The 26,378-nt window shown below is 56.6% G+C and carries 21 protein-coding genes and 1 other RNA gene; 11 read left to right on the top strand and 11 right to left on the bottom strand.

The genetic code is table 11. The features are described from left to right. Positions 1-39: 39 nt before the first annotated feature. On the top strand, positions 40-738 hold the full coding sequence (locus ACL2XO_RS04565; RefSeq protein WP_413742240.1) for a pirin family protein: 699 nt from the start codon (positions 40-42) through the stop codon (positions 736-738). A 40-nt stretch (positions 739-778) separates the two neighbouring features. On the opposite strand, the gene rnpB is transcribed toward ACL2XO_RS04565, so the two are convergent. Both rnpB and rsmI read right to left on the bottom strand, forming a co-directional pair. Continuing rightward, positions 779-1,179: RNase P RNA component class A (gene rnpB / locus ACL2XO_RS04560), an RNA gene on the bottom strand. 25 nt (positions 1,180-1,204) lie between these two features. Beyond that, on the bottom strand, positions 1,205-2,074 hold the full coding sequence (gene rsmI / locus ACL2XO_RS04555) for a 16S rRNA (cytidine(1402)-2'-O)-methyltransferase (RefSeq protein ID WP_413726504.1): 870 nt from the start codon (positions 2,072-2,074) through the stop codon (positions 1,205-1,207). A 62-nt stretch (positions 2,075-2,136) separates the two neighbouring features. Here rsmI and ACL2XO_RS04550 point away from each other — a divergent pair, with 62 nt between their 5' ends. The 4 genes from ACL2XO_RS04550 (at position 2,137) to dolP (ending at position 5,820) form a co-directional block, all read left to right on the top strand. Further along, positions 2,137-4,188 (top strand): penicillin-binding protein activator, encoded by a 2,052-nt coding sequence (locus ACL2XO_RS04550; RefSeq protein ID WP_413742239.1) that lies wholly within the window; start codon positions 2,137-2,139, stop codon positions 4,186-4,188. Continuing rightward, the gene (locus ACL2XO_RS04545) at positions 4,146-4,541 is read left to right on the top strand and encodes a YraN family protein (RefSeq protein WP_132923544.1); all 396 of its coding nucleotides are present in this window, start codon (positions 4,146-4,148) and stop codon (positions 4,539-4,541) included. The genes ACL2XO_RS04550 and ACL2XO_RS04545 overlap by 43 nt, the downstream gene beginning before the upstream one ends. Positions 4,542-4,644: 103 nt before the next feature. Then, positions 4,645-5,235: a DnaA initiator-associating protein DiaA gene (gene diaA / locus ACL2XO_RS04540; RefSeq protein ID WP_132923545.1), complete on the top strand. Its 591-nt coding sequence runs from the start codon at positions 4,645-4,647 to the stop codon at positions 5,233-5,235. A gap of 9 nt (positions 5,236-5,244) precedes the next feature. Then, complete coding sequence (gene dolP, locus ACL2XO_RS04535; RefSeq protein WP_132923546.1) at positions 5,245-5,820, top strand: division/outer membrane stress-associated lipid-binding lipoprotein; 576 nt, start codon at positions 5,245-5,247, stop codon at positions 5,818-5,820. Positions 5,821-5,852: 32 nt separating this feature from the next. On the opposite strand, the gene mtgA is transcribed toward dolP, so the two are convergent. From mtgA to ACL2XO_RS04515, 4 genes are all read right to left on the bottom strand, one after another. Continuing rightward, entirely contained in the window at positions 5,853-6,587 is a 735-nt protein-coding gene (gene mtgA, locus ACL2XO_RS04530) for a monofunctional biosynthetic peptidoglycan transglycosylase (RefSeq protein ID WP_413726502.1), read from the bottom strand. Then, the gene (gene elbB, locus ACL2XO_RS04525) at positions 6,584-7,243 is read right to left on the bottom strand and encodes an isoprenoid biosynthesis glyoxalase ElbB (RefSeq protein ID WP_132923548.1); all 660 of its coding nucleotides are present in this window, start codon (positions 7,241-7,243) and stop codon (positions 6,584-6,586) included. Before elbB ends, mtgA begins: the two co-directional genes overlap by 4 nt. 237 nt (positions 7,244-7,480) lie before the next feature. Further along, positions 7,481-9,814 carry an aerobic respiration two-component sensor histidine kinase ArcB gene (gene arcB, locus ACL2XO_RS04520; RefSeq protein ID WP_413726501.1) on the bottom strand — a complete coding sequence of 778 codons (2,334 nt, stop codon included), beginning with the start codon at positions 9,812-9,814 and terminating at the stop codon, positions 7,481-7,483. Between the two features lie 102 nt (positions 9,815-9,916). Further along, positions 9,917-10,855 carry a TIGR01212 family radical SAM protein gene (locus ACL2XO_RS04515; protein ID WP_413742238.1) on the bottom strand — a complete coding sequence of 313 codons (939 nt, stop codon included), beginning with the start codon at positions 10,853-10,855 and terminating at the stop codon, positions 9,917-9,919. A gap of 692 nt (positions 10,856-11,547) precedes the next feature. Between ACL2XO_RS04515 and gltB the strand changes: the two genes are divergently transcribed. Together gltB and ACL2XO_RS04505 are read left to right on the top strand one after the other, a co-directional pair. After that, positions 11,548-16,008: a glutamate synthase large subunit gene (gene gltB, locus ACL2XO_RS04510; protein ID WP_413743029.1), complete on the top strand. Its 4,461-nt coding sequence runs from the start codon at positions 11,548-11,550 to the stop codon at positions 16,006-16,008. Positions 16,009-16,018: 10 nt separating this feature from the next. Continuing rightward, the gene (locus tag ACL2XO_RS04505; RefSeq protein WP_132923551.1) at positions 16,019-17,437 is read left to right on the top strand and encodes a glutamate synthase small subunit; all 1,419 of its coding nucleotides are present in this window, start codon (positions 16,019-16,021) and stop codon (positions 17,435-17,437) included. A 46-nt stretch (positions 17,438-17,483) separates the two neighbouring features. Here ACL2XO_RS04505 and sspB read toward each other — a convergent pair whose 3' ends face one another. From sspB to zapE, 5 genes are all read right to left on the bottom strand, one after another. Further along, complete coding sequence (gene sspB, locus ACL2XO_RS04500) at positions 17,484-17,984, bottom strand: ClpXP protease specificity-enhancing factor (RefSeq protein WP_132923552.1); 501 nt, start codon at positions 17,982-17,984, stop codon at positions 17,484-17,486. Positions 17,985-17,989: 5 nt separating this feature from the next. Further along, positions 17,990-18,631, bottom strand: a complete 642-nt coding sequence (gene sspA / locus ACL2XO_RS04495; protein ID WP_132923553.1) for a stringent starvation protein SspA — start codon at positions 18,629-18,631, stop codon at positions 17,990-17,992. A gap of 327 nt (positions 18,632-18,958) precedes the next feature. Beyond that, positions 18,959-19,351, bottom strand: a complete 393-nt coding sequence (gene rpsI, locus ACL2XO_RS04490; RefSeq protein WP_132923554.1) for a 30S ribosomal protein S9 — start codon at positions 19,349-19,351, stop codon at positions 18,959-18,961. A 15-nt stretch (positions 19,352-19,366) separates the two neighbouring features. Further along, complete coding sequence (gene rplM, locus ACL2XO_RS04485) at positions 19,367-19,795, bottom strand: 50S ribosomal protein L13 (RefSeq protein WP_132923555.1); 429 nt, start codon at positions 19,793-19,795, stop codon at positions 19,367-19,369. A gap of 492 nt (positions 19,796-20,287) precedes the next feature. After that, positions 20,288-21,412 (bottom strand): cell division protein ZapE, encoded by a 1,125-nt coding sequence (gene zapE / locus ACL2XO_RS04480; RefSeq protein WP_413726499.1) that lies wholly within the window; start codon positions 21,410-21,412, stop codon positions 20,288-20,290. A gap of 240 nt (positions 21,413-21,652) precedes the next feature. Here zapE and zapG point away from each other — a divergent pair, with 240 nt between their 5' ends. The 4 genes from zapG (at position 21,653) to ACL2XO_RS04460 (ending at position 26,207) form a co-directional block, all read left to right on the top strand. Continuing rightward, complete coding sequence (zapG, locus tag ACL2XO_RS04475) at positions 21,653-22,057, top strand: Z-ring associated protein ZapG (protein ID WP_132923557.1); 405 nt, start codon at positions 21,653-21,655, stop codon at positions 22,055-22,057. Between the two features lie 167 nt (positions 22,058-22,224). Further along, positions 22,225-23,610: a serine endoprotease DegQ gene (degQ, locus tag ACL2XO_RS04470; RefSeq protein ID WP_132923558.1), complete on the top strand. Its 1,386-nt coding sequence runs from the start codon at positions 22,225-22,227 to the stop codon at positions 23,608-23,610. A 95-nt stretch (positions 23,611-23,705) separates the two neighbouring features. After that, positions 23,706-24,773 carry an outer membrane-stress sensor serine endopeptidase DegS gene (degS, locus tag ACL2XO_RS04465; RefSeq protein ID WP_413726498.1) on the top strand — a complete coding sequence of 356 codons (1,068 nt, stop codon included), beginning with the start codon at positions 23,706-23,708 and terminating at the stop codon, positions 24,771-24,773. 273 nt (positions 24,774-25,046) lie between these two features. Then, complete coding sequence (locus ACL2XO_RS04460; protein ID WP_413742237.1) at positions 25,047-26,207, top strand: hypothetical protein; 1,161 nt, start codon at positions 25,047-25,049, stop codon at positions 26,205-26,207. The last annotated feature ends 171 nt before the right edge of the window (positions 26,208-26,378 follow it).

Here is a 26,378-nt window from a genome sequence, read left to right as displayed (position 1 = left end):
GCCTTACCCTACAAAACCTCAAAATAAGCAGAATGCACCATGATGACTTACAGAACAGCCAAACAGTGCGGCCATGCGGATTACGGCTGGCTACAGGCCCGCTATACCTTCTCTTTCGGGCACTACTTTGATCCCGACATGCTGGGTTACGCCTCGTTGCGGGTTCTCAATCAGGAGGTCTTGAGCCCCGGCGCCGTTTTCCAGCCCCGCACCTACCCGCAAGTGGATATTTTTAACCTGATTTTGCAGGGCCGGGCGGAATACCGTGACAGCGAAGGCAACCATGTTCAAGCCGGCGCGGGTGATATCCTGCTGCTGGCGGCGCAGCCCGGCGTCAGTTACAGCGAGCGCAATATTTGCGCCACGCCCCTCACCCGGATGCAGCTTTGGCTGGATGCCTGTCCGGCGCGGGATAATCCGTTGATCCAGCATTTTTCCCTGCCCGAACGTCCGCTGGCGTTACTGGCGTCCCCCGATGGGGAGGAGGGCAGCGTGGTTTTACGCCAGCAGGCGTGGATCTGGCATATCGCGCTGGCGGCGGGCCAAAGCCTGACCCTGAAGCCGAAAGGATCGCGGGCCTATTTGCAATCCATTCACGGCGGCATGGACATCGGCAACCACCAGACGAATCTGCTCACGCTGGCTTGCGGCGACGGCGCGTTTATTCATGATGAGCAGCAAATCAGGGTACGGGCCCATTCATCGCTGCGGGCGCTGCTGATTGATTTGGCGGGATAAAAAAAACCCCATGCCATTGACGGGCACGGGGTTAACGCAATGTCGGAGATGACCGGTAAGCCGGGTTCTGTCGTGGACAGTCATTCATCTAGGCCAGCGCTCGCGCGCTGGCTCAAGCAGCCTACCCGGGTTCAGTACGGGCCGTACCTTGTGAACCCCTATTTGGCCTTGCTCCGGGTGGAGTTTACCGTGCCGCAGACTGTTGCCAGCCGCGCGGTGCGCTCTTACCGCACCCTTTCACCCTTACCTGATCCCGCATGCGGGCCATCGGCGGTTTGCTCTCTGTTGCACTTGTCGTGGGTTTGCACCCCCCAGGCGTTACCTGGCACCCTGCCCTATGGAGCCCGGACTTTCCTCCCCGCAACTGTTCTTTCCGAAAGCCGTACTTCACAGCTGTATTCCGAAAATAACCGGTTGCGCGGCGACTGTCTGGTCAACTCCGGCGCGGAGTATAAGGGCTTTTCATTCAATTGTCATCCCCAAGCTTATCTAAGGCATAACGATAGAGCGCATTTTTTTTCACGCCGTGGATTTCGGCGGCCAGAGCGGCGGCTTTATTCAGCGGCAGCTCTTTTTGCAACAGGGCCAGGGTACGCAGCGATTCCGGCGGCAACGCATCTTCCTGCGGGTGGAATCCTTCCACAATCAGCACCATTTCGCCCCGTGAGCGGTTTTCATCCTCCAGGACCCAGGCCAGCAATTCTCCCACCGGCGCGCCGTGGATATTTTCCCAGGTCTTGGTCAGCTCCCGCGCCAGCACCACATACCGTTCCGGCCCCCATACCGCCTCCATGTCCTGCAGGCTCTCCAGCAAGCGGTGGGTGGACTCGTAAAAGATCAGGGTGCGCGGTTCGTGTTCCAGGGCCCGCAGGTTGTCCTGCCTGCCTTTGCGTTTGGCCGGCAGAAAACCTTCGTAACAAAAACGATCGGAGGGCAGTCCGGCGGCGGACAGCGCGGTAATGGCGGCGCAGGGCCCCGGCAACGGCACCACGCGGATACCGGCGTCACGGCAGCGGCGCACCAAATGATAGCCCGGATCGTTAATCAGCGGCGTGCCTGCATCTGAAACCAGCGCTATACTCTGTCCTTCTTGCAGTTTCGCCAGTAATACTTCCGCTTTTTGCTGTTCGTTATGATCATGTAACGCGAACAAGCGCGCATTTATGGCAAAATGTTGTAACAATAAGCCGGTATGACGGGTATCTTCTGCGGCAATCAAATCAACACGCTGAAGTATCGACAGCGCCCGTTGGGTGATGTCTTCCAGATTACCAATGGGAGTCGGTACCACATAAAGCGTTGATGCGGAAATATCCGCTTGTTGGTGTTGATTCATTGTCTCATCCGGATTGCCGATTTAATATTGAGCATCTTGAAAAAAACATCACTGGACACAGTATGCTTTCCTCATATGTCATGAGTTTTAAAACAGGGCGTTTTATACCCGCCGTGCTGGTCGCACTGATCCTGGCCGCCTGTTCCGGCCAGGCGCCGCAAACCCCTTCCGGCACGGCCCAGATCAAAACCGGCGCCAACGCCGATTATTATTTGCAGCAAATGCAGCAGGCAGGCAATGATAGCAAGACCGACTACCAATTACTCGCCATACGGGCACTTATCAACGAAGGCCGCCTCGATCAGGCGCAGCAGCAGCTCGGCACGCTACCCCAACAGCTGAGCGATGTCCAACAACATGAACAACTCCTGCTGTCCGCCGAACTGGCGGTGGCGCAAAAGCGTCCGCAGGACGCCGCGGCCATCACGCAAAAAATGGACAGCAGCCAGCTGACGCCCGATCAGCAGGCGCGCTATTATCAGGTGCAAATCGCCGCGGGCCAGTCGCAGCCGTCCCTGGATGTGATCCGCGCCTATATCGCCCAGGAACCCTTGCTCAAGGACCAGGCGCATCAGCAAAATATCGATGCGACCTGGCAAACGCTGCTGGCCATGTCGGCGCAGTCCCAGACCAACCTCGTCATCAACGCCAATGAAAACGTCCTGCAGGGCTGGCTGGATTTACAGCATGTTTATCAGGACAACAAGCAGGATCCGTCACTGCTGAAAGCCGGCATCAAGGACTGGCAGACCCGCTACCCGCAAAACCCGGCGGCCAAGACCCTGCCGACACAGCTGAACCAGGTCCTGAACTACCAGCCCACGTCCACTGGGCAAATAGCGTTGTTTTTACCGATGACCGGCCAGGCACAGGTGTTCTCCGACGCTATCCAGCAGGGTTTTAACGCGGCCAGGAACGGCGCGGCGGGAGCCCCCCAGCCGGCCCCTGCCGGCGGTCAATCCCCCGCCGATGGCGCGCAGGTTGCCGCAGCGGCCCAACCGCAGGGCGCCGTCACCGCGGCCACGCCGGATACCGCGGCGGCCCAACCGCAGGGCGCCGTCACCACGGCCGCGCCGGATGCCGCGGCGAACCCGCCCTTGGCAACTGCCCCCGTGGGATCCGCCGCCGGCCCGCAGATAAAAATCTACGATACTTCCGCACAGCCGCTGCCGGCATTACTGGCCCAGGCACAGCAGGACGGCGCCACCGTCATCGTCGGCCCGCTGCTGAAAAACGAAGTGGAACAGCTTTACACCAGCCAGAACAGCCTGAATATCCTGGCGCTTAACCAACCTGAAAACCTGCAAAACCGGCCGAATATCTGTTATTTTTCGTTATCTCCGGAAGACGAGGCCCGGGACGCGGCGAACCATATTTTCCAGCAGCACAGGCAACAACCCCTGCTGCTGGTGCCCACCGGTTCGCTGGGAGATCGGATCGTCAAGGCCTTCGCCGACGCCTGGAGCAAGGCGGGCGGCGGTACGGTGCTTGAGCAGCGCATCGGCTCTATGGGTGATTTGAAACAGGCCATCAACAGCGGCGGCATCCAGCTTACCGGCCAGCCGGTCTCCACCGCCCCGGCGGCGGCGGCCCAGCCGCAGGCGGTCACCATCGCCGGCCTGACCATCCCGGCCCCGCCCAGCGATGCCGCCGTCTCTCCTTCCGCCACCGGTGGTCCGGTGGATGCGGTCTATATCATCGCAACGCCGTCTGAATTGGCGTTAATCAAACCCTCCATCGATATGCGCGTCAGTTCGCGCTCGCAGTTGGGGCTGTACGCCAGCTCGCGCAGCTACCAGGCCGATGCCGGTCCGGATTACCGTCTGGAAATGGAAGGGCTGGAGTTCAGCGATATCCCGCTGCTGGCGGGATCGAACCCGGCCTTGCTGCAGCAAGTCAGCGCCCAGTTCAAGGAAGATTATTCCCTGGTGCGTTTGTATGCCATGGGGATGGATGCCTGGACTTTAGTAAACCATTTCTCACAAATGCGTCAAATTCCCGGTTTCCAGGTCTCAGGCGACACCGGCGTGCTGACGGCGACGCCGGATTGTGTTATTAACAGGAAGTTATCTTGGCTGAAATATCAACAGGGACAAATCACGCAGATTATGTAAATCGACAGCAGGCGGGCGCGCAGGCGGAAGACCGGGCGCGCCGCCATCTTGAAAACGCGGGATTGCGTTTTATCGCCGCCAATATGCGGGTGCGCGGCGGCGAGATCGATTTAATCATGAAAGATCAACACACCTGGGTGTTTGTCGAGGTGCGCTATCGACGCGATAACGCTTTCGGCAACGCCGCCGAGAGCGTCACTCCTCGCAAGCAGCGCCGTTTACTGCTCGCGGCAGCGGTTTGGCTGTCGCGCCAGGGCGGGAGCCTAGACACATCCGCTTGCCGTTTCGATATTTTGGCAATTACCGGTAACCGGCTAGAATGGCTGCAAAACGCCTTCGGCGCATCGGGTTAATATACCCTAAATCATTCGAGCTGCGGGAAGGCGGCAACGCACCTGCAACTTGAAGTATGCCGGGTATAACCGTTTCCTCCATTACTTATTAGGTTCAATGACTGTGCTGGAAAGAATAAAAGGCTGTTTCACCGAAAGTATACAAACCCAAATCGCGGCGGCGGAGGCCTTGCCCGACGCGATTTCACGCGCCGCCACCGCCCTGGTGCACGCGCTGCTCAACGGCAACAAGATTTTATGCTGCGGCAACGGCACCTCCGCCGCCAACGCTCAGCATTTCGCCGCCAGCATGATCAATCGCTACGAAACCGAGCGGCCGAGTCTGCCCGCGGTCGCCCTGAACGCGGACAGCGTGGTGCTTACCGCCATCGCCAACGATCGCCTGCAACAGGAAGTCTATGCCAAGCAGGTGCGCGCCCTCGGCCAGGCCGGCGATATTCTGCTGGCTATCTCCACGCGCGGCAACAGCCGTGATATTGTGAAAGCGGTGGAAGCCGCGGTGACCCGGGATATGACCATTATTGCCCTGACGGGATACGACGGCGGCGAACTGGCCGGATTGCTCGGTCCCCAGGACGTTGAAATCCGAATTCCCTCCCACCGCAGCGCGCGCATACAGGAAATGCACATGCTGACGGTGAATTGTTTATGTGATTTGATCGATAATTCATTGTTTCCTCACCAGGACGATTAAGGAGCTCAAATGAAGGTGCATTACCCATTTGTACTGCTGTTCACCGCCCTGCTGCTTCAGGGATGCGTCGGTGCTGTCGTGGTCGGCAGCGCCGCGGTGGCGACCAAATCCGCCACCGACCCGCGCACCGTAGGCACCCAGGTCGATGACGGCACGCTGGAAGCGCGCGTGGGCAACGCCTTGGCTAAAGATCAGCAGATCAAGAAAGAAGCCCGCATCGTGGCAACCGCCTATCAAGGCAAAGTCTTGTTAACCGGTCAGGCGCCCACCACCGAACTGGCCAACCGCGCCAAACAAATCGCCATCGGCGTCGATGGCGCCTCCGAGGTGTATAACGAAATTCGCCAGGGCCAGCCGGTAAGCATGGGACGTGCTTCCATGGACACCTGGATTACCACCAAAATCCGTTCGCAGCTGCTGGCCAGCGACTCGGTGAAATCATCCAACGTGAAGGTCACGACGGAAAACGGCGAGGTGTTTTTACTGGGGCTGGTGACCAATAAAGAGGCCCAGTCGGCGGCGGAAATCGCCAGCCGGGTCAGCGGCGTACAGCATGTCACTACTGCCTTTACCATTCTGAAATAACATCATGCCCCCCGCCGCCGCGGCGGGGCCGGCTAACGAAGATGGTTTTCCCGCAAAAATTGTTCCCCGCCCATTTGGCGCATCTGCCGCAATATCCACTGCTGGCGCATCTGCACATAGCGCGAGGGCGCTTCGGCGCGAAAATGCAGCGGATTGGGTAATACCGCCGCGAGCAGCGCTGCCTCCGATGGGGTCAGGCGTGCGGCGGGCTTATGAAAATAGCGTTGCGACGCGGCCTCGACGCCAAAGGTGCCGCGACCGAATTCCGCAACGTTTAAATAGACCGTCAAAATACGCCGTTTGGTCCAGACCGTTTCCATCGCCAGGGTTAAACCGGCCTCCAGCCCTTTTCTGAAGTAGCTTCGTCCGTCCCACAGCAGCAGATTTTTCGCCGTTTGCTGCGACAGGGTGGAGGCGCCGCGGATGCGTTGGCTGCGCTCATTGTGGGCGGCGGCGGCCTGTATGGCTTCAATGTCAAATCCCCAGTGCCAGGGGAATTTTTGATCTTCCGCCGCAATCACCGCCAACGCCATGGACGGGGCGATGTCATCCATCGCCACCCAGCGGGAGTGGGCCACATAACCGCCGTCGCCGCGCAGCCAGGCCCCCAGCTGGCGCTCCGCCATTACCGCCGAGAAAGGCACCGGCACAAAGGAGAAGAGCAGAATGGCGGCCACCCAGAGGGCAAGAATGGCCCCGCAGCCAATCAGCAGCCACCGCGCGCTTCGGCGAAATAGTCCGGATTTTCCGCCGGACCGAAACCTCATTCGCACAATGCCAATACCCGGGATACCAGTTTATCGATACCTTTAGCCAGATCGGCGAGGGAGGTGGCCAGCATATAGCCCGGGGTGGTGACCACTTTGTTTGCGGCATCCAGCACGATATCGTCCACCGGGCAGATAACATGGGTCGCGCCCATATCATCGATCATCTCCGCCGTATCGCTGTCGGTGCCGATGGTCAACCGCAGAGGTTCGGGGGTGTCGATGAGTTTCGGCAATAACGCCGGGGCGATGCAAATAAAACCAATTGCTTTATTTTGCTTATGTATTTGACGGGTCAGCTGTCGTAAATCGGCATCGACTTCTCCCTCGATTCCCCTTAAGGCAATATCGCTGAGGTTGCGTACGGCACCAAAACCGCCGGGCACAATCAGGGCATCGAGCTTATCCGCATCCGCCTCGGAAAGGGGGTGGATTTTACCCCTGGCCAGGCGCGCGGACTCCACCAGCATGTTGCGTTTCTCCGTCATTTCTTCACCGGAAAGATGATTAATCACAATAGGTTGCATCTTATCCGGCGCAAAACATATTACTTCGGCGCCCGCCCGTTCGAGAGCCAGCAGCGTCAGTACCGTTTCATGTATTTCGCTGCCGTCATACACACCACAGCCGCTTAAAACGAGGCCCACACGTTTCATAGAAATCTCTCTTCTGTCATGGCGGTCAAAATCTTATTTCTATTGACAAAGTCTATTCTACATCCCAAATTTTAATGGTTCTTGTAACATTATCTCGTTCTTTTGCTATGTTGTTTACTAACGCTTAATGAATTTTAGTGACTTGCCAACCAAGAACGCCCGATAACTCTGCACAGTGGCGAGAATCAGTTTCCCTGGTGTTGGCGCTATATTCGCGCACCCCGGCTTACGTCGGGGTCATTTTTTTGCCTTCCCAGCCCAAGCCTTAAGCGTCAGCACATCGTTCGGCCATTCCCGGTGCAAATCATCGACCCAGCCCTGCACGTTATCCCACCATCCGGGCATATCCGGCGACTGAATCTGTTGCGCCAGGCGCTGTAGACGCACCAAGCCGATTGAACCGGCGGCGCCCTTGATTTTGTGGCCTTCCTCGGCAATGGCGCGCTGATCCCGGGCGGCCATGGTGCCGTCAAGAGCCGCCAGATACTCCGGCATCATCTTCTCGAACATCTCCAGGCTTTGGCTGATGAGCGACGGCCCCACCAGATCCAGATACTGTTCCAGCATGGCGATATCCAGAACGGCCTGCTGCTCTTGCTCCGCCGCCGAGTCATCATCATCGTCATCGGCGGCTTTATCCGGCTGGTCCCAGAATTTTTTTATCATGGCGGTGAGGGCCGATACCGACAGCGGCTTGCTCAGCACATCGTCCATGCCGGCGTCCAGATACTCTTTCTTATCTTTGAGCACATTGGCGGTCAGGGCGATTAACGGCGGCAAATGCCGATCGCTGTAACGCTTACGCAGCTGGCGCGAGATATCCAGGCCGGTCATGTCCGGCAACTGGATATCCAGCAACACCAGGTCGTATTCGTCCGGATCAAACATGGTCAACGCATCGTGGCCGTTCATGGCGACATCCACGCTGCTGCCCAGCTTCTCCAGCACCGAGCGGGCCACCACTACATTGAGTTCGATATCTTCCACCAGCAAGACGTTGAGCGCCGGCAAAGGCAGTTCTTCCTCTTCATTTCCCTCGTCGGGAACGACCTCAGACGCGACGATGGATAGGCTGAAACAGGCCCCCTCGCCCCGGCGGCTCTTCACCTGGATATCGCCGCCCATGGCCTGCGCCAGGCGTTTCGATACCGCCAGGCCGATACCGGTGCCGGTGGCCGGTTTGCCTCCTTGCTGATCCTTGACCTGGTAATACATGGCAAAAATCTTATCCTGCTCTTCTTCAGGGATGCCAATGCCGGAATCCTGTACGTCGAAACAGAGCAGATCCGGCTCTTCCCGGTGGATGCGGATGGTGATTTTTCCCTGCTGGGTGAATTTCACCGCATTGCCGATGAGATTCCAGAGGATTTGCCGCAACCGGGTACCGTCGGCGACGATATTGCGCGGCAGCGGCTCCTGGGCGTCCATCACCAGCTTCAGCCCTTTGGGCTGTACCAGCAGACCGGAGAGGTTCTCCAAATCCACCAGGAAGGCGGTGAAGTCCAGCGGCTGGTTATCCAGCTGGACGTGGCGGCGCTCCAGTTTGTCCATTTCGATAATATCGTTGAAAATATTTCCCAGGGTAATGGCGCTGACGTGCACGGTTTTAAGGTAATTGAGCTGTTCTTTGTTGAGGTCGGTATCCAGCAGAATACGGCTTAACCCTACAATGCCGTTAAGGGGCGTACGCAGCTCGTGGCTGATGGTAGAGATGAAGGTGGTCTTCTCCCTGCTGGCGTTCTCCAGCGCGTCCTGGTAGCGCTTACGCTCGGTTATATCGCGGCCAAAACCCATTAGCCCATGCCGTTTGCCCACGCGATCGTAAAACGGCACCTTGCGCAGCTCGAAGCAGGCCCGGCGCCCGTCAGGATAGACCAGCCACTGTTCATAGGTCAGCGAGACGTTATGGCGGAAGACCTTTTCGTCGGTCTCAATGACTTTATCGGCAATTTCCGGTCCGTAAACGTCCTTGGGCGTCAGGCCTATCAACTGCTTCTCGCTTTTACCCACCAGCAGCTCCATTGCCCGGTTGCAGCCGGAGAATTCTTTATTTTCATTGCGGTAATACACCAGGTCGGGAGAGGCGTCCAAAAAAGAACGCAGCAGGGAGGATTGCTGTTCAAGCTCGATTTGCGCCTGTTCACGGCGCGCCATTTCTTCGGTCAGCTTGTTCAGCGCGCCCTGGCGGGCGTCTTCGGCTTTTTCGCGATCGGCGATTTCCTGGTTCAGTTGCGCGATATTTTCCTGCAACTGCTGATTAAGCAGTAAATCGCGGTTGCGCATCTCTTCGAGCTTATCCACCAGTCGGGCCAGCCGCTGGCGCGACTCCTCAAGCTGTTCCACCACCACCGAAAGGAAATATACCGCCCAGGGCGTTATCAGCAGGCCGAAAAAGATTGATCGCACCACGTCGATGCTTTCCACTTCCCCGCGCAATAGCATGGTGACGGCCATTTGCACAATCATCGCCAGCACCACCAGCGCCGACGCCAGCAGGAGCGAGAACCGCACCAGCCCTAATTTCACCATCAGATCGACGTAATATTGCGCCAGCAGGCGGATTTGCTTCATAGCGGTTTCCTTAAGTAGCATTAGGGTCAATGATACCTCAAAAAACAGTTTTTTAGCGAAATCCGCGGCTTGAGGTTGCCTGATAGGAAAGAACCTCGCAGTTTATGATAAGCGCGGCTTCATCCCTTGATAGGGTGTGCCGAGGGCGGCGCCCTGGGGACCGTTGGCCAACAGGTCCTGATAGATGGCATTCATGCCGGTGAACGTGTTTTCGCACCATAACGGTGCAAGCAGCGTCGGACGGCGGGCGCTGGCGCTGATGCGGTGAAACAGCACCTCAGGCGGTGTGCGACGGATCAATTCGCCGGCCAGGGCAGTGTAGTGTTCCAGCGTCAACACCGGTAACCGTCCCGCCCGCCAGGCGGCCGCCATGGTGCTGCCCTCCACCACCAGCAGCGGGTGCAGTTTCAGGCCGTCTACCCCGGCGGCCAATACCTTTTCCAGCGTATCCCGGTTGTGGGCGATGTCTTCTCCCGGCAAACCTATGATCAAATGGGCGCACACTTGCAGTCCCCGCTGGCGGGCCAGGACGGCGGTGCGCTGGTAGCAGGCGAAATCATGACCGCGATTGATCCGGTGCAGAGTTTTATCCTGTGCGCTTTGCAACCCCAGCTCCAGCCAGACTTCATACCCCTGCTGCCGGTATTCCGCCAGTAAATCCAGCACCGCCGGCGGGACGCAGTCGGGACGGGTGCCGATACAAATACCGACGATATCCGCCTGTTCCAAGGCCTGCCGGTAGAGCCGATCGAGTTCGCGCACTTCTGCATAAGTACTGGTATAGGCCTGGAAATAGGCCAGGTAGCGTTTTGCCCGATCGATACGGCCTGTCTGTTCGGCGAACTGCTCGGCCACGCTCAGGAATTGCCGATTTTCATCGGCAAACGAGGCAACATTGCAAAAAGTACAGCCGCCCCGGCCCAGGGTCCCGTCACGGTTGGGACAGCTAAACCCGCCATGCAGCGAGAGTTTATAGACCTTCTGTCCATAGCGGCGCAAAAGATCCCCGCCAAACATATTGACTACTTGCGGCAACTGCATATTCTTTACATCCGGTTCGGGTATGGCCGTTAATGCTAGCGGAATTATCATCTTTGCATGATGATATCGATCAAAGCCCCCTGCAGCCGCCGCCAAAGAAGCATAATTATGCAATAATAATGAGAAATAAATCATACCTGCTATGATTAATATTTCTTATTCGAGCCGGGTGGCTTATTCAAATAGTCACTAATTTGTAAAAACAGAGACATAATGGGCAAAAACACTCCATATCAGCATATCCTGCTATTAAAGCTGTCCGCCCTAGCATGGTGCAGAGATCCAATGGCTGCACTATAGTGCGACAGCGCATGATTGGCAGGGGATGATTTGCAGGGATAATGGTTATTAAATAGCTATTAAGTTATTTCTAATCATATGGTTAATCGTGTTTTGGCCCTAACCGGGACGGTCGACGGGCATATTTGACCTGCGTGGTGTTTCTCGTTAATTTGGAAGGCCGCTGGAAGAATTCCGGCGGGGCTGACGACGCGTCATAATTATGCAGTTAATGAGATTCCTTCTTAAAGCAAGTCGTTTATCATGAGTAAGACCGCCACGATAAGGTTTTCGCGGAGCGGGCCAGCGGTAAAACAGCGTGTTGACGCGTTTGATCCGCTGCCGCTCGATATTGATACGCCTGTTCGCAGTAGGTTGTAAGAGTCACCTGGAGCCTGGGGAGGTCCATGAATATGTTGTACGATGAATCCCAAGTAAAAGACAACTGCGGCTTCGGCCTGATTGCCCATATCGAAGGCGAGCCCAGCCATAAAGTGGTGCGTACTGCAATTCATGCGCTGGCCCGTATGCAGCATCGCGGCGCGATCCTGGCCGACGGCAAGACCGGCGACGGCTGCGGCTTGCTGTTGCAAAAGCCGGATCGGTTCTACCGCATGGTGGCGCAAGAGCGCGGCTGGCGTTTGGCCAAGAACTATGCGGTGGGCATGATTTTCCTCAGCCAGGATGAAGAGGAAGCCCGCGCCAGCCGGAAGATAATGGAAGAGGAACTGCAAAACGAAACGCTGTCCATCATCGGCTGGCGCGAGGTTCCCATCAATCCGGACGTGTTGGGTGATATCGCCCTCTCCTCCCTACCCCGCATCGAGCAGATTTTCGTCAACGCCCCGGCCGGCTGGCGCCCGCGCGATATGGAACGCCGTCTGTATGTGGCGCGCCGCCGCGTGGAAAAACGGGTGGTTGACGACAGCTTTTATGTTTGCAGCCTCTCGAACCTGGTGACCATTTATAAAGGCCTGTGCATGCCGGCGGATTTGCCGCGTTTTTACCTGGACCTGGCGGATCTGCGGCTGGAATCGGCCATTTGCCTGTTCCATCAGCGCTTCTCCACCAATACCGTGCCGCGCTGGCCGCTGGCCCAGCCTTTCCGTTATCTGGCCCACAACGGCGAGATCAATACCATCACCGGCAACCGTCAGTGGGCGCGGGCCCGTGCGTATAAGCTGAAAACCCCCCTGATTCCGGATTTGCAGGACGCCGCGCCGTTCGTCAATGAAACCGGTTCGGACTCCAGCTCGCTGGACAATATGCTGGAACTGTTCCTCAGCGGCGGCATGGACCTGATTCGCGCCATGCGCCTGCTGGTGCCGCCGGCCTGGCAGAACAATCCGAACATGGATCCGGAGCTGCGCGCCTTTTTCGATTTCAACTCCATGCATATGGAACCCTGGGACGGACCGGCCGGCCTGGTGATGTCCGACGGCCGTTTCGCCGCCTGCAACCTGGATCGCAACGGCCTGCGTCCGGCGCGCTATGTCATCACTACCGACAAATTGATCACCTGCGCGTCCGAGGTCGGGATCTGGGACTACCAGCCGGATGAAGTGGTGGAAAAGGGCCGCGTCGGACCCGGCGAACTGATGGTTATCGATACCCGCAACGGGCGCATCCTCCATTCGGCGGAAACCGATGACGATTTGAAAAGCCGCCATCCCTATAAAGAGTGGATGGAAAAGAATGTCCGTCGCCTGACGCCGTTTGAAGAGCTCGCCGACGACCAGGTAGGCCATCGCGAACTGGACGACAGCCGGCTGGCCAGTTATCAAAAACAGTTCGGCTACTCTAATGAAGAGCTGGATTCCATTTTGCGCGTGCTGGGGGAGAACGGCCAGGAAGCCACCGGCTCCATGGGGGACGATACCCCGTTCGCCGTGCTGTCCAGCAGGCCGAGGGTGATTTACGATTACTTCCGCCAGCAATTCGCCCAGGTAACCAACCCGCCTATCGACTCCCTGCGGGAAGCCCACGTCATGTCCCTGGCCACCTGTATCGGCCGGGAGATGAACGTATTCTGCGAAGCGGAAGGACAGGCGTTCCGGCTGGCCTTCAAATCGCCGATCCTGCTCTATTCCGACTTTACCCAGCTCACCACCCAGGAAGAGAGCCACTATCGCGCCGACAAGCTGGATATTACCTACGATCCGACGCAGCGGAATATGCAGCAGACCCTGCTGGCGATGTGCGACGAGGCGGAAGAGAAAGTGCGCCAGGGGACGGTACTGCTGGTGCTAAGCGACCGGCTGATTTCCCCGACCCGGCTGCCGGTGCCCGCGCCGATGGCGGTGGGCGCCATACACACCCGCCTGGTGGAAAAAAACCTGCGCTGCGACGCCAATCTGATCGTTGAAACCGCCAGCACCCGCGATCCCCATCATTTCGCGGTGCTCATTGGCTTCGGCGCCACCGCCATTTACCCGTATCTGGCTTATGAAACCCTGGCGGCCCTGATCGACAACGGCACCATCGAAAAAGATTACCGTACCGTGATGCTGAACTATCGCAACGGCATCAATAAGGGCCTGTACAAGATCATGTCCAAAATGGGCATTTCCACCGTGGCCTCGTACCGCTGCTCCAAACTGTTCGAGGCGGTGGGTCTGCATCGCGACGTGACCGATTTGTGTTTCCAGGGCGTGGTAAGCCGTATCGGCGGCGCCGACTTCAGCGATTTCGAACAGGATTTGCTGAATCTGTCCAAACGCGCCTGGCTTAAGCGCAAGCCGCTGGATCAAGGCGGTCTGCTGAAATATGTCCACGGCGGTGAATATCACACCTATAACCCAGACGTGGTTAAAACGCTGCAAAAAGCGGTGCAAAGCGGCCTGTACAGTGATTATCAGCAGTATGCCAAACTGGTGAACGAGCGTCCGGTGGCCGTACTGCGCGATCTGCTGGCCATCAAACCCAACGGCCAGGCGGTTACCCTGGATCAGGTGGAACCGGCGGAAAATCTGTTTAAACGGTTCGATACCGCTGCCATGTCCATCGGGGCGCTGAGCCCTGAAGCCCACGAATCCCTGGCGCAGGCCATGAACGGGCTGGGTGGTTTCTCCAACTCCGGCGAGGGTGGCGAAGACCCGGCCCGCTACGGCACCAATAAGGTGTCGCGGATCAAGCAGGTGGCGTCGGGCCGTTTCGGCGTGACGCCGGCCTACCTGGCCAGTGCCGACGTTATCCAGATCAAGGTGGCGCAGGGCGCCAAGCCCGGTGAGGGCGGCCAGTTGCCTGGAGATAAGGTCACGCCCTATATAGCCCGCTTGCGCTACTCGGTGCCCGGCGTCACGCTGATTTCGCCGCCGCCCCATCACGATATCTACTCCATCGAAGACCTGGCGCAGCTGATTTTCGATTTGAAGCAGGTGAATCCAAAGGCCCTGGTATCGGTCAAACTGGTTTCCGAACCCGGCGTCGGCACCATCGCCACCGGCGTGGCGAAGGCCTATGCAGATTTGATCACCATTGCCGGCTACGACGGCGGCACCGGCGCCAGCCCGCTCTCCTCGGTAAAATATGCCGGCTGTCCGTGGGAACTGGGACTGGTGGAAACACAGCAGGCCCTGGTGGCAAACGGCCTGCGCCACAAAATCCGTTTGCAGGTGGACGGCGGGTTAAAGACCGGCCAGGATATTATCAAGGCGGCGATTCTCGGCGCGGAAAGCTTTGGCTTCGGTACCGGCCCTATGGTGGCGCTGGGCTGTAAATATCTGCGCATCTGCCATCTGAACAATTGCGCCACCGGCGTGGCGACCCAGGACGAAAAATTGCGGCGCGATCATTACCGCGGTCTGCCGGAGCTGGTGACCAACTACTTCCATTTCATTGCGCAGGAAACCCGCGAAATGATGGCGGAACTAGGGGTGACCCGGCTGGTGGATCTCATTGGCCGCACCGATTTGCTGCTTGAGCTGGACGGTATTTCCGCCCGGCAGCATAAGCTGGACTTGTCGCCGCTGCTGCAAACCGCGCAGCCGCATCCCGGCAAGGCGCTCTATTGCACGGAAGGCAGCAATCCGCCGTTTGACAAAGGCCTAATGAATAAAACTCTGCTGGAGCAGGCCATGCCCCATGTGGAAGCCCGGCAGAGCAAAACCTTCTATTACGACATACATAATACCGATCGTTCGATGGGCGCTACGCTGTCCGGCGCCATCGCCGCGCTGCATGGCGATCAGGGCATGTCCGCCGATCCCATCAAGGCGCATTTTACCGGCACCGCCGGCCAGAGCTTCGGCGTTTGGAATGCCGGCGGCGTGGAGCTGACCCTCACCGGCGATGCCAACGACTATGTGGGTAAAGGCATGGCCGGCGGCAGCATCGTCATCCGCCCGCCGGTGGGTTCGGCGTTTCGCAGCCACGAAGCGACGATTATCGGCAACACCTGCCTGTACGGCGCCACCGGCGGCAAGCTGTTCGCCGCCGGACGGGCCGGAGAACGCTTTGCCGTGCGTAATTCCGGTGCGATTACCGTGGTGGAGGGCATTGGCGACAACGGCTGTGAATATATGACCGGCGGCATTGTGTGTGTGCTGGGCCGCACCGGCGTCAATTTCGGCGCCGGCATGACCGGCGGATTCGCTTATGTGCTTGATGAGACGGGAGAGTTCCGTAAACGCGTCAATCCCGAACTGGTGGAAGTGCTGGATGTCGATCAGTTGGCTATCCATGAAGAGCATCTGCGCGGCCTGATTACCGAACATGTGCACTTGACCGGTTCGCACCGCGGGGAAGAGATCCTGGCGGATTGGCCGGCCTGGGCCTCCAGGTTTACCCTGGTAAAACCGAAATCAAGTGATGTGAAAGCATTGCTGGGTCACCGTAGCCGTTCCGCAGCGGAACTACGCGTACAAGCGCAGTAAGAGGTTAATAATGAGTCAAAATGTTTATCAATTTATCGACTTGCAGCGTGTGGATCCGCCGAAAAAGCCGCTGAAGATCCGAAAAATTGAGTTTGTGGAAATCTACGAACCCTTCTCCGATTCGCAGACCAAAGCGCAGGCGGATCGGTGCATTTCCTGCGGCAATCCCTATTGCGAATGGAAATGCCCGGTGCACAACTATATTCCGAACTGGCTGAAGCTGGCCAACGAAGGGCGGATTATCGAGGCGGCGGAGCTGTCGCATCAGACCAACAGCCTGCCGGAAGTATGCGGACGCGTGTGTCCCCAGGATCGTTTGTGCGAAGGATCCTGTACGCTGAATGACGAATTCGGCGCCGTCACCATCGGCAATATCGAGCGTTATATCAACGATAAAGCCATCGAGATGGGCTGGAAACCCAGCGTCGGCGATGTGGTTTCCACCGGCAAGCGAGTGGCGATTATCGGCGCCGGCCCCGCCGGGCTGGCCTGTGCCGATGTGCTGATCCGCAACGGTGTGCAGGCTGTGGTATTTGATCGTCATCCGGAAATCGGCGGCTTGCTGACTTTCGGCATTCCGTCGTTCAAGCTGGAAAAAGATGTCATGATCAAGCGGCGGGAAATTTTCAGCGAGATGGGCATCGAATTTCGTCTGAATACCGAGGTCGGCAAAGATATTATGTTAAGCGACCTGTTGGGTGAATTCGACGCGGTATTCCTTGGCGTCGGCACCTATCAATCCATGCGCGGCGGCCTGGATAATGAAGATGCCCCCGGCGTGGTGGACGCGCTGCCGTTCCTGATAGCCAATACCAAACGGCTGATGGGGTTTGAAAATGCCCCCGCCGCGCCTTATGTCTCCATGGAAGGCAAGCGTGTGGTGGTATTGGGCGGCGGCGACACCGCCATGGACTGTGTGCGTACCGCTATCCGCCAGGGCGCATCCAGCGTGATCTGCGCTTACCGTCGCGATGAGGCCAATATGCCCGGCTCTCGCCGTGAGGTGAAGAACTCCCGCGAGGAAGGGGTTGAATTTATGTTCAATCTACAGCCGGTGAGTATTGAAATCGACGGCGCCGGACAGGTGTGCGGCGTCAAGATGGTGCGTACTGAAATGGGCGAACCCGATGCCCACGGTCGGCGCCGTGCGGAAATCATCGCCGGGTCGGAGCATGTGCTGGCAGCGGATACGGTGGTGCTGGCGTTTGGTTTCCGTCCGCACGCCATGTCCTGGCTGGCTGATTTTAGCGTGGAGCTCGACGGACAGGGGCGGATTATCGCGCCGGAAAACAGCGAGGCCGCCTTCCAGACCAGTAATCCGAAAATCTTTGCCGGCGGCGATGCGGTACGGGGTTCCGACCTGGTGGTCACGGCAATTGCCGAAGGCCGCAAAGCTGCCGACGGCATCATGAATTATCTTGAGGTCTGATTCTGGATGTCCCGCCCGAATGGGCGGGAATACCTGCGAAAAGGGCTTATTTAACCACGCGTAACGATGGACGGCCGCCGCGGGGCGGCGTTGGCGGTTCATCATCGTCCGGACGGGTATCATCCTGGCTATCGGGGCGATCGCCGTCAATAATGGACATGACCGTCTCCGAACCTTTATCAGGGGCTGATGCGCCCGCTTCCGCGCTGTATTGTTCATAACCGACTTCCGGCTCAAACATGGTGCCGGCGCCGTTTTCACGGGCGTAGATCGCCAGTACCGCCGCCATGGGCACGCTGACCTGGCGCGGTATACCGCCGAAGCGAGCGTTGAAGCTCACCACATCGTTGGTCATTTCAAGGGAAGCCACCGCGCGCGGCGCGATATTCAGCACGATTTGACCGTCACGGGCAAATTCCATCGGCACCGAAACGCCGTCAACGGTAACATCCACCACCACGTGCGGCGTCAGCTCATTATCCAGCAGCCAATCATAAAATGCCCGCAGCAGATAAGGGCGACGAGGAGAAAGTTGAGAGACTTCCATACCAGCTAACCCCGGGTCTGCAGGCGCATTTCGCGCTCGGCTTCGGTGAGGGAGGCCAGAAAGGCGTCGCGTTCGAATACTCGCGTCATATAGCCTTTCAACTCTTTGGCGCCGGCACCCGCCAGTTCGATACCCATTTGCGGCAAACGCCACAGCAGAGGTGCCAGATAGCAATCCACCAGGCTGAACTCTTCGCTCATGAAATAGGGTGCCTCGTTGAAGACAGGGGCCACCGCCAGCAGTTCTTCGCGCAATTGACGACGTGCGCTTTCCGCTTCCTGGGCGTTGCCCTGTTCGATTTTACGCATCAGGGAGTACCAATCGCTTTCAATGCGATGCATCATTAAACGGCTGGTGCCGCGGGCCACCGGATAAACGGGCATCAAGGGCGGATGGGGAAAACGTTCATCCAGGTATTCCATAATGATGCGCGATTCATACAGGGTCAACTCGCGATCGACCAAAGTCGGTACGGTGCGGTAAGGGTTGAGGTCAATCAGGTCCTGGGGCAGATTATCCATCTCTACCTGCTCGATTTCGACACTGACACCTTTTTCCGCCAGTACGATCCGTACTTGATGGCTAAAAATGTCGGTCGGGCCGGAAAACAGCGTCATCACCGAACGTTTGTTGGCAGCGACAGCCATGAAAACCTCCAAGTTTATCTAGAAAATACCGCGAATAGCCATACAACCCGGCTACTATCCTGAATTGTTTCACCGTTACCCATCGTTACTTTACCGGCATGGCCGCAACCAACCCTGGTTGCATCAGTATGAAAAAACGCCGGCCAAGTAAAAACAGGCATAAAAGTGTGGAACAGTTTACCAGATTTTTGCATGTTTAGGGGGATGGCGAGGGCAATTCATGTTGAATAAATGGACGCAATCAGAGATTTGACGGTAAATCAACGTTTGAAAAATAATAAAGCCCGAACAATGTCGGGCTTCGGTGGCCGTGAAAACAGCCGGAAATTAACGCTTGGAGAACTGCGGACGGCGACGTGCTTTACGCAGGCCGACTTTCTTACGTTCAACTTTACGGGCGTCTCGGGTGACGAAACCGGCTTTGCGCAACTCGCCGCGCAGCGATTCATCATATTCCATCAGCGCACGGGTGATACCGTGACGGATAGCCCCGGCCTGACCGGAAATACCACCACCGGAAACGGTGATGAAGAGATCGAACTTCTCAACCATGTCGACCAGTTCCAACGGCTGGCGAACTACCATGCGGGCAGTTTCACGACCGAAGTATTGATCCAGGCTACGCTGGTTGATAACGATGTTGCCGCGACCCGGTTTAATGAAAACCCGTGCGGAAGAGCTTTTGCGGCGACCAGTGCCGTAATATTGATTTTCAGCCATTGCCTATAATCCCGATTAAATGTCCAGAACTTGCGGTTGCTGAGCCGCGTGGTTGTGCGTGGTACCCGCGTAAACTTTCAGTTTACGGTACATTGCACGACCCAGCGGGCCTTTTGGCAGCATGCCTTTAACCGCGATTTCAATCACACGCTCAGGATGGCGGGCAATCATCTCTTCAAAGGTCGTTTCTTTGATACCGCCGATGAAACCGGTATGGTGATAATAAATCTTGTCGGTACGCTTTTTGCCGGTGACGGCAATTTTTTCGGCGTTCAACACGATAATGTAATCACCGGTATCAACATGCGGCGTATATTCCGGTTTATGCTTCCCGCGTAGGCGACTGGCCAGTTCGGTGGCAAGACGACCCAGGGTTTTTCCGCTGGCGTCGACAACATACCAGTCGCGTTTGACGGTTTCTGGTTTTGCTGTAAATGTTTTCATTAAAAGCTTACCCAATTGAAGTTACACGTTGGTGAACACCCAAACGTTAAGAGTTATGAGGCTCACACGGCTATCTAGTCCAGCAAACCCACCCCTTCGAGTAGCCGTTGCTGGCGCGATCGAAGTTTTCGGGAAAAAAACTTCTTGTAACGTGGGGTCGCAAGATTATAGAGAAGTCAGCGGCAAAGGTCGACTACTATTTGCGCCGAGCGGCGCGGCGCCCTTTAACACGCTCGCTGCACGACCGGTGATCGCGGGCCTACCGCGCTGTGGGGCGCTCTGTCGGGCAGGAAAACCATGCCCGATTCGGCCCCATCAGCACGGTCTCCCTTTAACACGCTCGTCGCACGTTCGATGATCGCGGGCTTACCGCGCTGTGGGGCGCTCTGTCGGGCAGGAAAACCATGCCCGATTCGGCCCCATCAGCACAGTCTCCCTTTAACACGCTCGCTGCACGACCGGTGATCGCGGGCCTACCCTGCCATTGGGCGTTCAGGGTTGATGTGGCTCCGCCAGGTACTCTTCGCTCTGCATTTCCTGCAGCCTGGAGAGGCAGCGGCGGAATTCGAATTTAAGCAGGTCCCCCCGGTACAAGTCCGCCATGGGGACATCGGCGGCCATCACCAGTTTGACCCGGCGTTCGTAGAATTCGTCCACCAGGGCGATAAAACGCCGGGCGGTGTTCTCCTCCGTGCGGCCCATGGCGTGTACGTTTTGCAGCAATACGCTGTGGTACAAACGGGAGAGAACGATATAGTCATTCTGGCTGCGCGGGCCGGCGCAAAGGGTGTCGAAATCCAGGGCCACCACGCCCCCCTCGGCGCCGAGCGTGGGCAGCGGGCGATGATTGACCGTAAGTACCGGCGCGTTGCCGGGCCCCTTGCCCGCCAGCCGGGTGAATATGCGGGTCATGGCGTCCGCGGTGCGCGGGTCGTTGGGCGTGAGGTAAAGATTCGCCTGGGTGAGGGTGCGCAGTCGGTAATCGATGCCGGCGTCTACGTTCATCACCTCGCAATGGCGTTTAATCATCTCAATAGCCGGCAGAAAGCGCGAACGCTGCAAGCCATTGCGGTATAAATCGTCCGGCGGAATATTGGAGGTGGCCACCAGGGTCATACCCCGGGCGAACAGCGCCTGCATCAACGTGCCCAGCAGCATGGCATCGGTAATGTCCGAGACATAAAATTCATCAAAGCAGAGTATGTCGGTTTGCGCTTTGAAACCGTCGGCCACGATCTCGAGCGGATCCTCGCGCCCCTGCAGGACGGCCAGCTCTTCATGGACCCGCAGCATAAACCGGTGGAAGTGCAGGCGCAGCTTCCGCTCTTCCGGCAGGCTCTGATAAAAGAGATCCATCAGCCAGGTTTTACCGCGCCCCACTCCGCCCCACATGTACAATCCCCGCACCGGCTCCGCGGCGGGGGTTTTACCCAATAATTTCTTGCCCAGGCGACCGAAGATACCGCCGGCATCCGCCGGGGGCTCGGCGCGGCGCGCCAGCAATTCGCGGTGCAATCGATCCAGCTTACCGATGGCCTCGGCCTGGACGGCATCGGCCCGATACTCCCCTTCCGCCAGCATGCGCTGATAAAGGAACAATGGCGATATTTCTTGCATGGTGAGGGATGTTCCCGGCTGCTGATTATGAAATAGATATACCCAAAAGCTTTCGAGTCGCAATTTCTTGCCTGAGACATCCTAAACAGCCCCGGTGCGGAACACAACCCGGCAACAAATAATCGCCCTTTGACGGGCATCATGCTAACGGGTTCCACTCCGGCCGGGTAAACGGTTATAGTGGGAGGTATAGAGTCTGGAAAACCCTACGGGACAACGAAGTCAAATATAGGAGTCATTATGACCTGGGAATATGCGCTGATAGGATTAGTTGCTGGTGTCATCATCGGTGCGGTCGGAATGCGGTTCGGTAACCGTAAGCTACGTCAGCAGCAGACATTGCAGCATGAATTGGAAAAAAGCAAAGCGGAACTGGAAGAGTACCGGCAGGAATTAACCGGCCATTTCGCCCGCAGCGCGGAGTTGCTGGATAATATGGCGCACGATTACCGCCAGCTTTACCAGCATATGGCCAAAGGCTCCGATAGCCTGCTGCCCAACCTGCCCGGCGAAAGCAATCCGTTCCATTATCGTTTGACCGAGGCGGAAGCCGACAACGACCAGGTTCCGCCTGGGATGCAGCCGCGCGACTATCCCGAGAGCGCCAGCGGATTGCTGCGCACCACGCGGGAACCGCGTAAATAATTTGGCAGTTGCCGGCGGGTAACGTTGACACCGCGCCGCCGGCGCAACCTTTGCGGCGTTACTGAACTTTCGTCAGGGCCGCAGGGTCTTAGAGTCATTACGTGGCGTTTTATTAGGATCCCTTATTAATGACGTCGTCCACAGACAGCAAACGAGTTAATAACTTAATGAAGAAAACCCCTTTAATCAGCGCCTTAGCACTTTGCATCGGACTCGGTTTAACTCCTTTTATTCCTGTCGAAGCGGCATTGCCGGCCACCGTACCCGGGCAAACCATGCCGAGCCTGGCCCCCATGCTGGAAAAAGTCTTGCCGGCGGTGGTCAGCGTGCATGTGGAGGGCACCCAGCAGGTACAACGGCAAAACCTGCCGAAAGAATTCAAATACTTTTTCGGACCCAACGGGCCGGTTGACCCGCAGCAGGGGCAGCAGGGAGATACCCGTCCGTTTGAAGGGCTGGGGTCCGGCGTCATCATCAACGCCGCCAAAGGTTATGTCATTACCAATAACCATGTGGTAAACGGCGCCGACAAAATCAAGGTCCAGTTAAACGATGGCCGCGAATTCGATGCCAAACTGGTGGGCCGCGACGAGCAGACCGATTTGGCGCTGCTGCAGTTGCCGAATCCCACCAACCTGACCGAAATCAAAATGGCGGATTCCGACGCGTTAAGGGTGGGGGATTTCGCCGTGGCGGTGGGTAACCCCTTCGGCTTGGGACAAACCGCCACCTCCGGGATCATCTCGGCGCTGGGGCGCAGCGGTCTGAATCTGGAAGGGCTGGAAAACTTCATCCAGACCGACGCCTCCATCAACCGGGGCAACTCCGGCGGCGCGCTGATTAATCTCAACGGCGAACTCATCGGCATCAATACCGCCATCCTGGCTCCCGGCGGCGGCAATATCGGCATCGGCTTCGCCATTCCCAGCAATATGGTGCAAAACCTTAGCCAGCAGTTGATCGAGTTCGGCACGGTTAAACGCGGCCTGCTCGGCATCAAGGGCAGCGAAATGACCGCCGACATGGCGAAGGCATTCAATATCAACACCCAGCGCGGGGCATTCGTCAGCGAAGTCCTGCCCGGCTCCGCCGCTGCCAAGGCCGGCATCAAGGCCGGCGATATTATCGTCGCTATTGAAGGCAAACCCATCACCAGCTTTGCCGAGCTGCGGGTGAAGATAGGCACGACACCGCCGGGTAAAGCCGTCAAGATAGGTTTGCTGCGCAACGGTAAACCGTTGGATGTCACCGTCACCCTGGATGACAGCGCCTCCAGCACCACCAGCGCCGAAGTGCTTTCACCCTCGCTGCAGGGTGCGTCATTGAGCGACGGCCAGTTGAAAGACGGTACCAAGGGCGTCGCCGTGGATGATGTGGTGAAAGATTCCCCCGCCGCGCAGATTGGCCTGCACAAAGGCGATGTGATTATCGGCATCAATCGTGAACGGGTGGAAAATCTCGTCCAGCTGCGCAAGGTGCTGGATGCCAAACCGCCGGTAATGGCAATGAACATTATCCGTGGGGACGAGAGTATTTTCCTGTTATTGCGTTGATTTGACAAAAAATCGGGTGCCGGCACTGCGGTGCCCGATTAACTCATGCTATCCTGCCGCTATTTCTCCCATCCCTTTTTCGATAGTCGGTTACCATGCTGGTTAAGCTTATACGTGCGGTCATTTTCGGTTTTGTCATCGCGGGCATCTTACTGCTGGCGGTGCCTACGTTGCGCTCTACGACCGGCGCGCTGCTCAGCGGCCATTTCGGCGGCGATGGCGAAACGCCCCTCAGTTTTAACCAGGCGGTTCGGCGCGGCGCTCCCGCGGTGGTGAATGTCTATAACCGCAGCGTGAACAGCGATTCCCATAACGAGCTGCAAATCCGTACCCTCGGTTCCGGCGTTATCATGAACCAGAAGGGTTACGTGCTCACCAATAAGCATGTCATCAATAACGCTGAGCAGATCATCGTGGCATTGCAAGACGGCCGGGTATATGAAGCGTTGCTGGTGGGCTCTGACAGCCTCACCGATCTGGCGGTGTTAAAGATTGATGCCAACAACCTGCCGGTCATTCCCATCAACCCTGACCGTGCCCCGCATATCGGCGATGTGGTGCTGGCCATCGGCAATCCCTATAACCTGGGCCAGACCGTGACCCAGGGCATTATCAGCGCCACCGGCCGCATCGGCCTGAGTCCGTCCGGACGGCAGAACTTTCTTCAAACCGATGCCTCCATCAATCAAGGCAACTCCGGCGGCGCGCTGATCAACTCCCTGGGGGAGCTGGTGGGCATCAATACCCTGTCATTCGATAAAAGCAATAACGGCGAGACTCCGGAAGGCATTGGTTTTGCCATCCCCACCGCCCTGGCCACCAAAGTCATGAACAAGCTTATCCGGGACGGCAGGGTGATTCGCGGCTATATCGGCATCGGCGGGCGCGAAGTGGCCCCGTTGCATGCCAGCAGCACCAGCCAGGATCGCATCCAGGGCATTATCGTCAATGAAGTCACGCCCGGCGGCCCGGCGGCGCAAGCCGGCATTAAGGTCAATGACGTGATATTGAGCGTCAATAACAGAGCGGCGCTGTCCGCCATTGAAACCATGGATCAGGTGGCGGAAATCAGGCCGGGGTCGGTTATCCCTGTAGTGATAATGCGCAACGGCGCCAAAATGACCCTGCAGGTGACAATTCAAGAGTACCCATCATCTGAATGAAGCAAAGATTATAGGAATTTTACCGATGCCGGGTGGTGATGTCCCCCTGCCAATATTTAACGACGGCCAAACAGGAAACGGCTTGCCTGTTTGGCTGAATAAATTTTGCGATATGATCACAGCGCCGGATATCTGGCAATTAAGGTCATATGGCGTCTGTTTAACAATCGCCGCTCGGTTGTTCTTTTTGCCAACGTTGTTTTCTATCCGGACTTGGCGGTATTAATATTTAAAAAATAATACGAGATGAATTTACTTTAGGGCACCCTCAATATGAAGCCAACCGATCAATTAACATCGAACATAACGTTGTCGGATACGGGTCTGTTTTTAAAAAACACCGTGGCTGGAAGTAGCGCCAACAAGCAATTGTCGGCACTTTTGGCCGTTAACAATAGTGGTCAAGACCCTAAGCCAGATTTGACATATCTGGATATCATGCCGGAGAATATACTGCAACTAATCGCCCGGGCCACCCCTTTGACAGATCGTAAATCGCTATCAGATGCCCTTAACTCGAACATGGGTCTGGGCAGATATATTGCCAATGAGCTCAAATTAAGCGAATTTATAATTACCCGAGTATCTGAGATAGCGACTCTCAAGGACTTTCTTGCCGCGCTGCGGGATATTCCCACACTGTTACGATCGGATCAAGTTAGGGCGTTGGAAGCATTAAGCGGCAGCTTGTTGAATTTGACAGATCCAAAACCCCTGAGGCTTGCAATAATTGCGTATATAGAAGAAGCCACGTCACTTGGCAACCAGAATCCTTCACTGAAAAATTTGGTCAATGTTCTGAACGACGTCAACGATAACGCCCAGTTAATCGAAAATTTTAGCTGCTTCATTTTTAAACAGCTCAAGACAGAAAAAAATTGCCATGAAATTGCTATCAAATATGGTGTCACTCAGGAGGAAGTATTGCATAATCTTGAACACCGCGGTTTTGAACTGTTATCCCATGAGGAAGTGGAAAAAAGCCATTCACATAAGGAAATTGCCCTTAAATACGGTTTTTTCGAATCCTGCGTTCTTGAGCTGTTAGAGCATAAGTTTGTCGAATATCGGGCCGGGGTGGACGTATTAAAGGGAGAAAGTGCGGATAATATCGCCGTTAGATATAATATATCCACTCCCATGGGCCGCAATCGGCTATATCAATATCATTCTATCGCGAAAAAAATAATGGCCGGGGGTAATTGTTTTCAGCTTAGTCAATTATATTATATTGACCTTCACAATGAGACATCGCGTATTGCCATGGAAGAATTATCCATTAAACATGTAGCAGGAGCAGCGTTGCTTAAAGCTAAAGATTGGCGTACGGTAGCCAGTAGGTATGGTATTTTAACAAGCAAAAGCCGGAGAAAACTTAAAGATAATTTACTTCATGTCCGCGCCGTTAGACAAGTTGATCGTGTAACAATATGATCACGATCAAACCCAGCACACTATCAGCCTTATTCTGCAAAAAAAGGCGGAAACTCACGGTCGATTCAGGAATAATTTTTCTCCCCACGGACCACTCCCACTAAAATGCCATCTAAACCATAGTTAATGTGACGGCAGTTTTCCTTTGATGGTTTATTTCCCGGTGACCGG

Origin of the sequence: Sodalis sp. RH15, assembly GCF_047324255.1 — a bacterium.
In the GTDB taxonomy this organism is placed as follows: domain Bacteria; phylum Pseudomonadota; class Gammaproteobacteria; order Enterobacterales; family Enterobacteriaceae; genus Acerihabitans; species Acerihabitans ligni.
This window is presented reverse-complemented; position numbering and strand designations above follow the sequence as displayed.

Bases quoted from the DNA above. Each gene is read 5' to 3' on its own strand.
- rsmI (WP_413726504.1), bottom strand. From the start codon at position 2,074: ATGAATCAACACCAACAAGCGGATATTTCCGCATCAACGCTTTATGTG.
- sspA (WP_132923553.1), bottom strand. From the start codon at position 18,631: ATGGCTGTCGCTGCCAACAAACGTTCGGTGATGACGCTGTTTTCCGGC.
- zapE (WP_413726499.1), bottom strand. From the start codon at position 21,412: ATGCAAGAAATATCGCCATTGTTCCTTTATCAGCGCATGCTGGCGGAA.
- rplM (WP_132923555.1), bottom strand. From the start codon at position 19,795: ATGAAAACATTTACAGCAAAACCAGAAACCGTCAAACGCGACTGGTAT.
- sspB (WP_132923552.1), bottom strand. From the start codon at position 17,984: ATGGAAGTCTCTCAACTTTCTCCTCGTCGCCCTTATCTGCTGCGGGCA.
- arcB (WP_413726501.1), bottom strand. From the start codon at position 9,814: ATGAAGCAAATCCGCCTGCTGGCGCAATATTACGTCGATCTGATGGTG.
- ACL2XO_RS04460 (WP_413742237.1), top strand. From the start codon at position 25,047: ATGAAGCCAACCGATCAATTAACATCGAACATAACGTTGTCGGATACG.
- ACL2XO_RS04565 (WP_413742240.1), top strand. From the start codon at position 40: ATGATGACTTACAGAACAGCCAAACAGTGCGGCCATGCGGATTACGGC.
- ACL2XO_RS04550 (WP_413742239.1), top strand. From the start codon at position 2,137: ATGCTTTCCTCATATGTCATGAGTTTTAAAACAGGGCGTTTTATACCC.
- dolP (WP_132923546.1), top strand. From the start codon at position 5,245: ATGAAGGTGCATTACCCATTTGTACTGCTGTTCACCGCCCTGCTGCTT.
- mtgA (WP_413726502.1), bottom strand. From the start codon at position 6,587: ATGAGGTTTCGGTCCGGCGGAAAATCCGGACTATTTCGCCGAAGCGCG.
- elbB (WP_132923548.1), bottom strand. From the start codon at position 7,243: ATGAAACGTGTGGGCCTCGTTTTAAGCGGCTGTGGTGTGTATGACGGC.
- gltB (WP_413743029.1), top strand. From the start codon at position 11,548: ATGTTGTACGATGAATCCCAAGTAAAAGACAACTGCGGCTTCGGCCTG.
- degS (WP_413726498.1), top strand. From the start codon at position 23,706: ATGCTGGTTAAGCTTATACGTGCGGTCATTTTCGGTTTTGTCATCGCG.
- degQ (WP_132923558.1), top strand. From the start codon at position 22,225: ATGAAGAAAACCCCTTTAATCAGCGCCTTAGCACTTTGCATCGGACTC.
- zapG (WP_132923557.1), top strand. From the start codon at position 21,653: ATGACCTGGGAATATGCGCTGATAGGATTAGTTGCTGGTGTCATCATC.
- ACL2XO_RS04505 (WP_132923551.1), top strand. From the start codon at position 16,019: ATGAGTCAAAATGTTTATCAATTTATCGACTTGCAGCGTGTGGATCCG.
- ACL2XO_RS04515 (WP_413742238.1), bottom strand. From the start codon at position 10,855: ATGCAGTTGCCGCAAGTAGTCAATATGTTTGGCGGGGATCTTTTGCGC.
- rpsI (WP_132923554.1), bottom strand. From the start codon at position 19,351: ATGGCTGAAAATCAATATTACGGCACTGGTCGCCGCAAAAGCTCTTCC.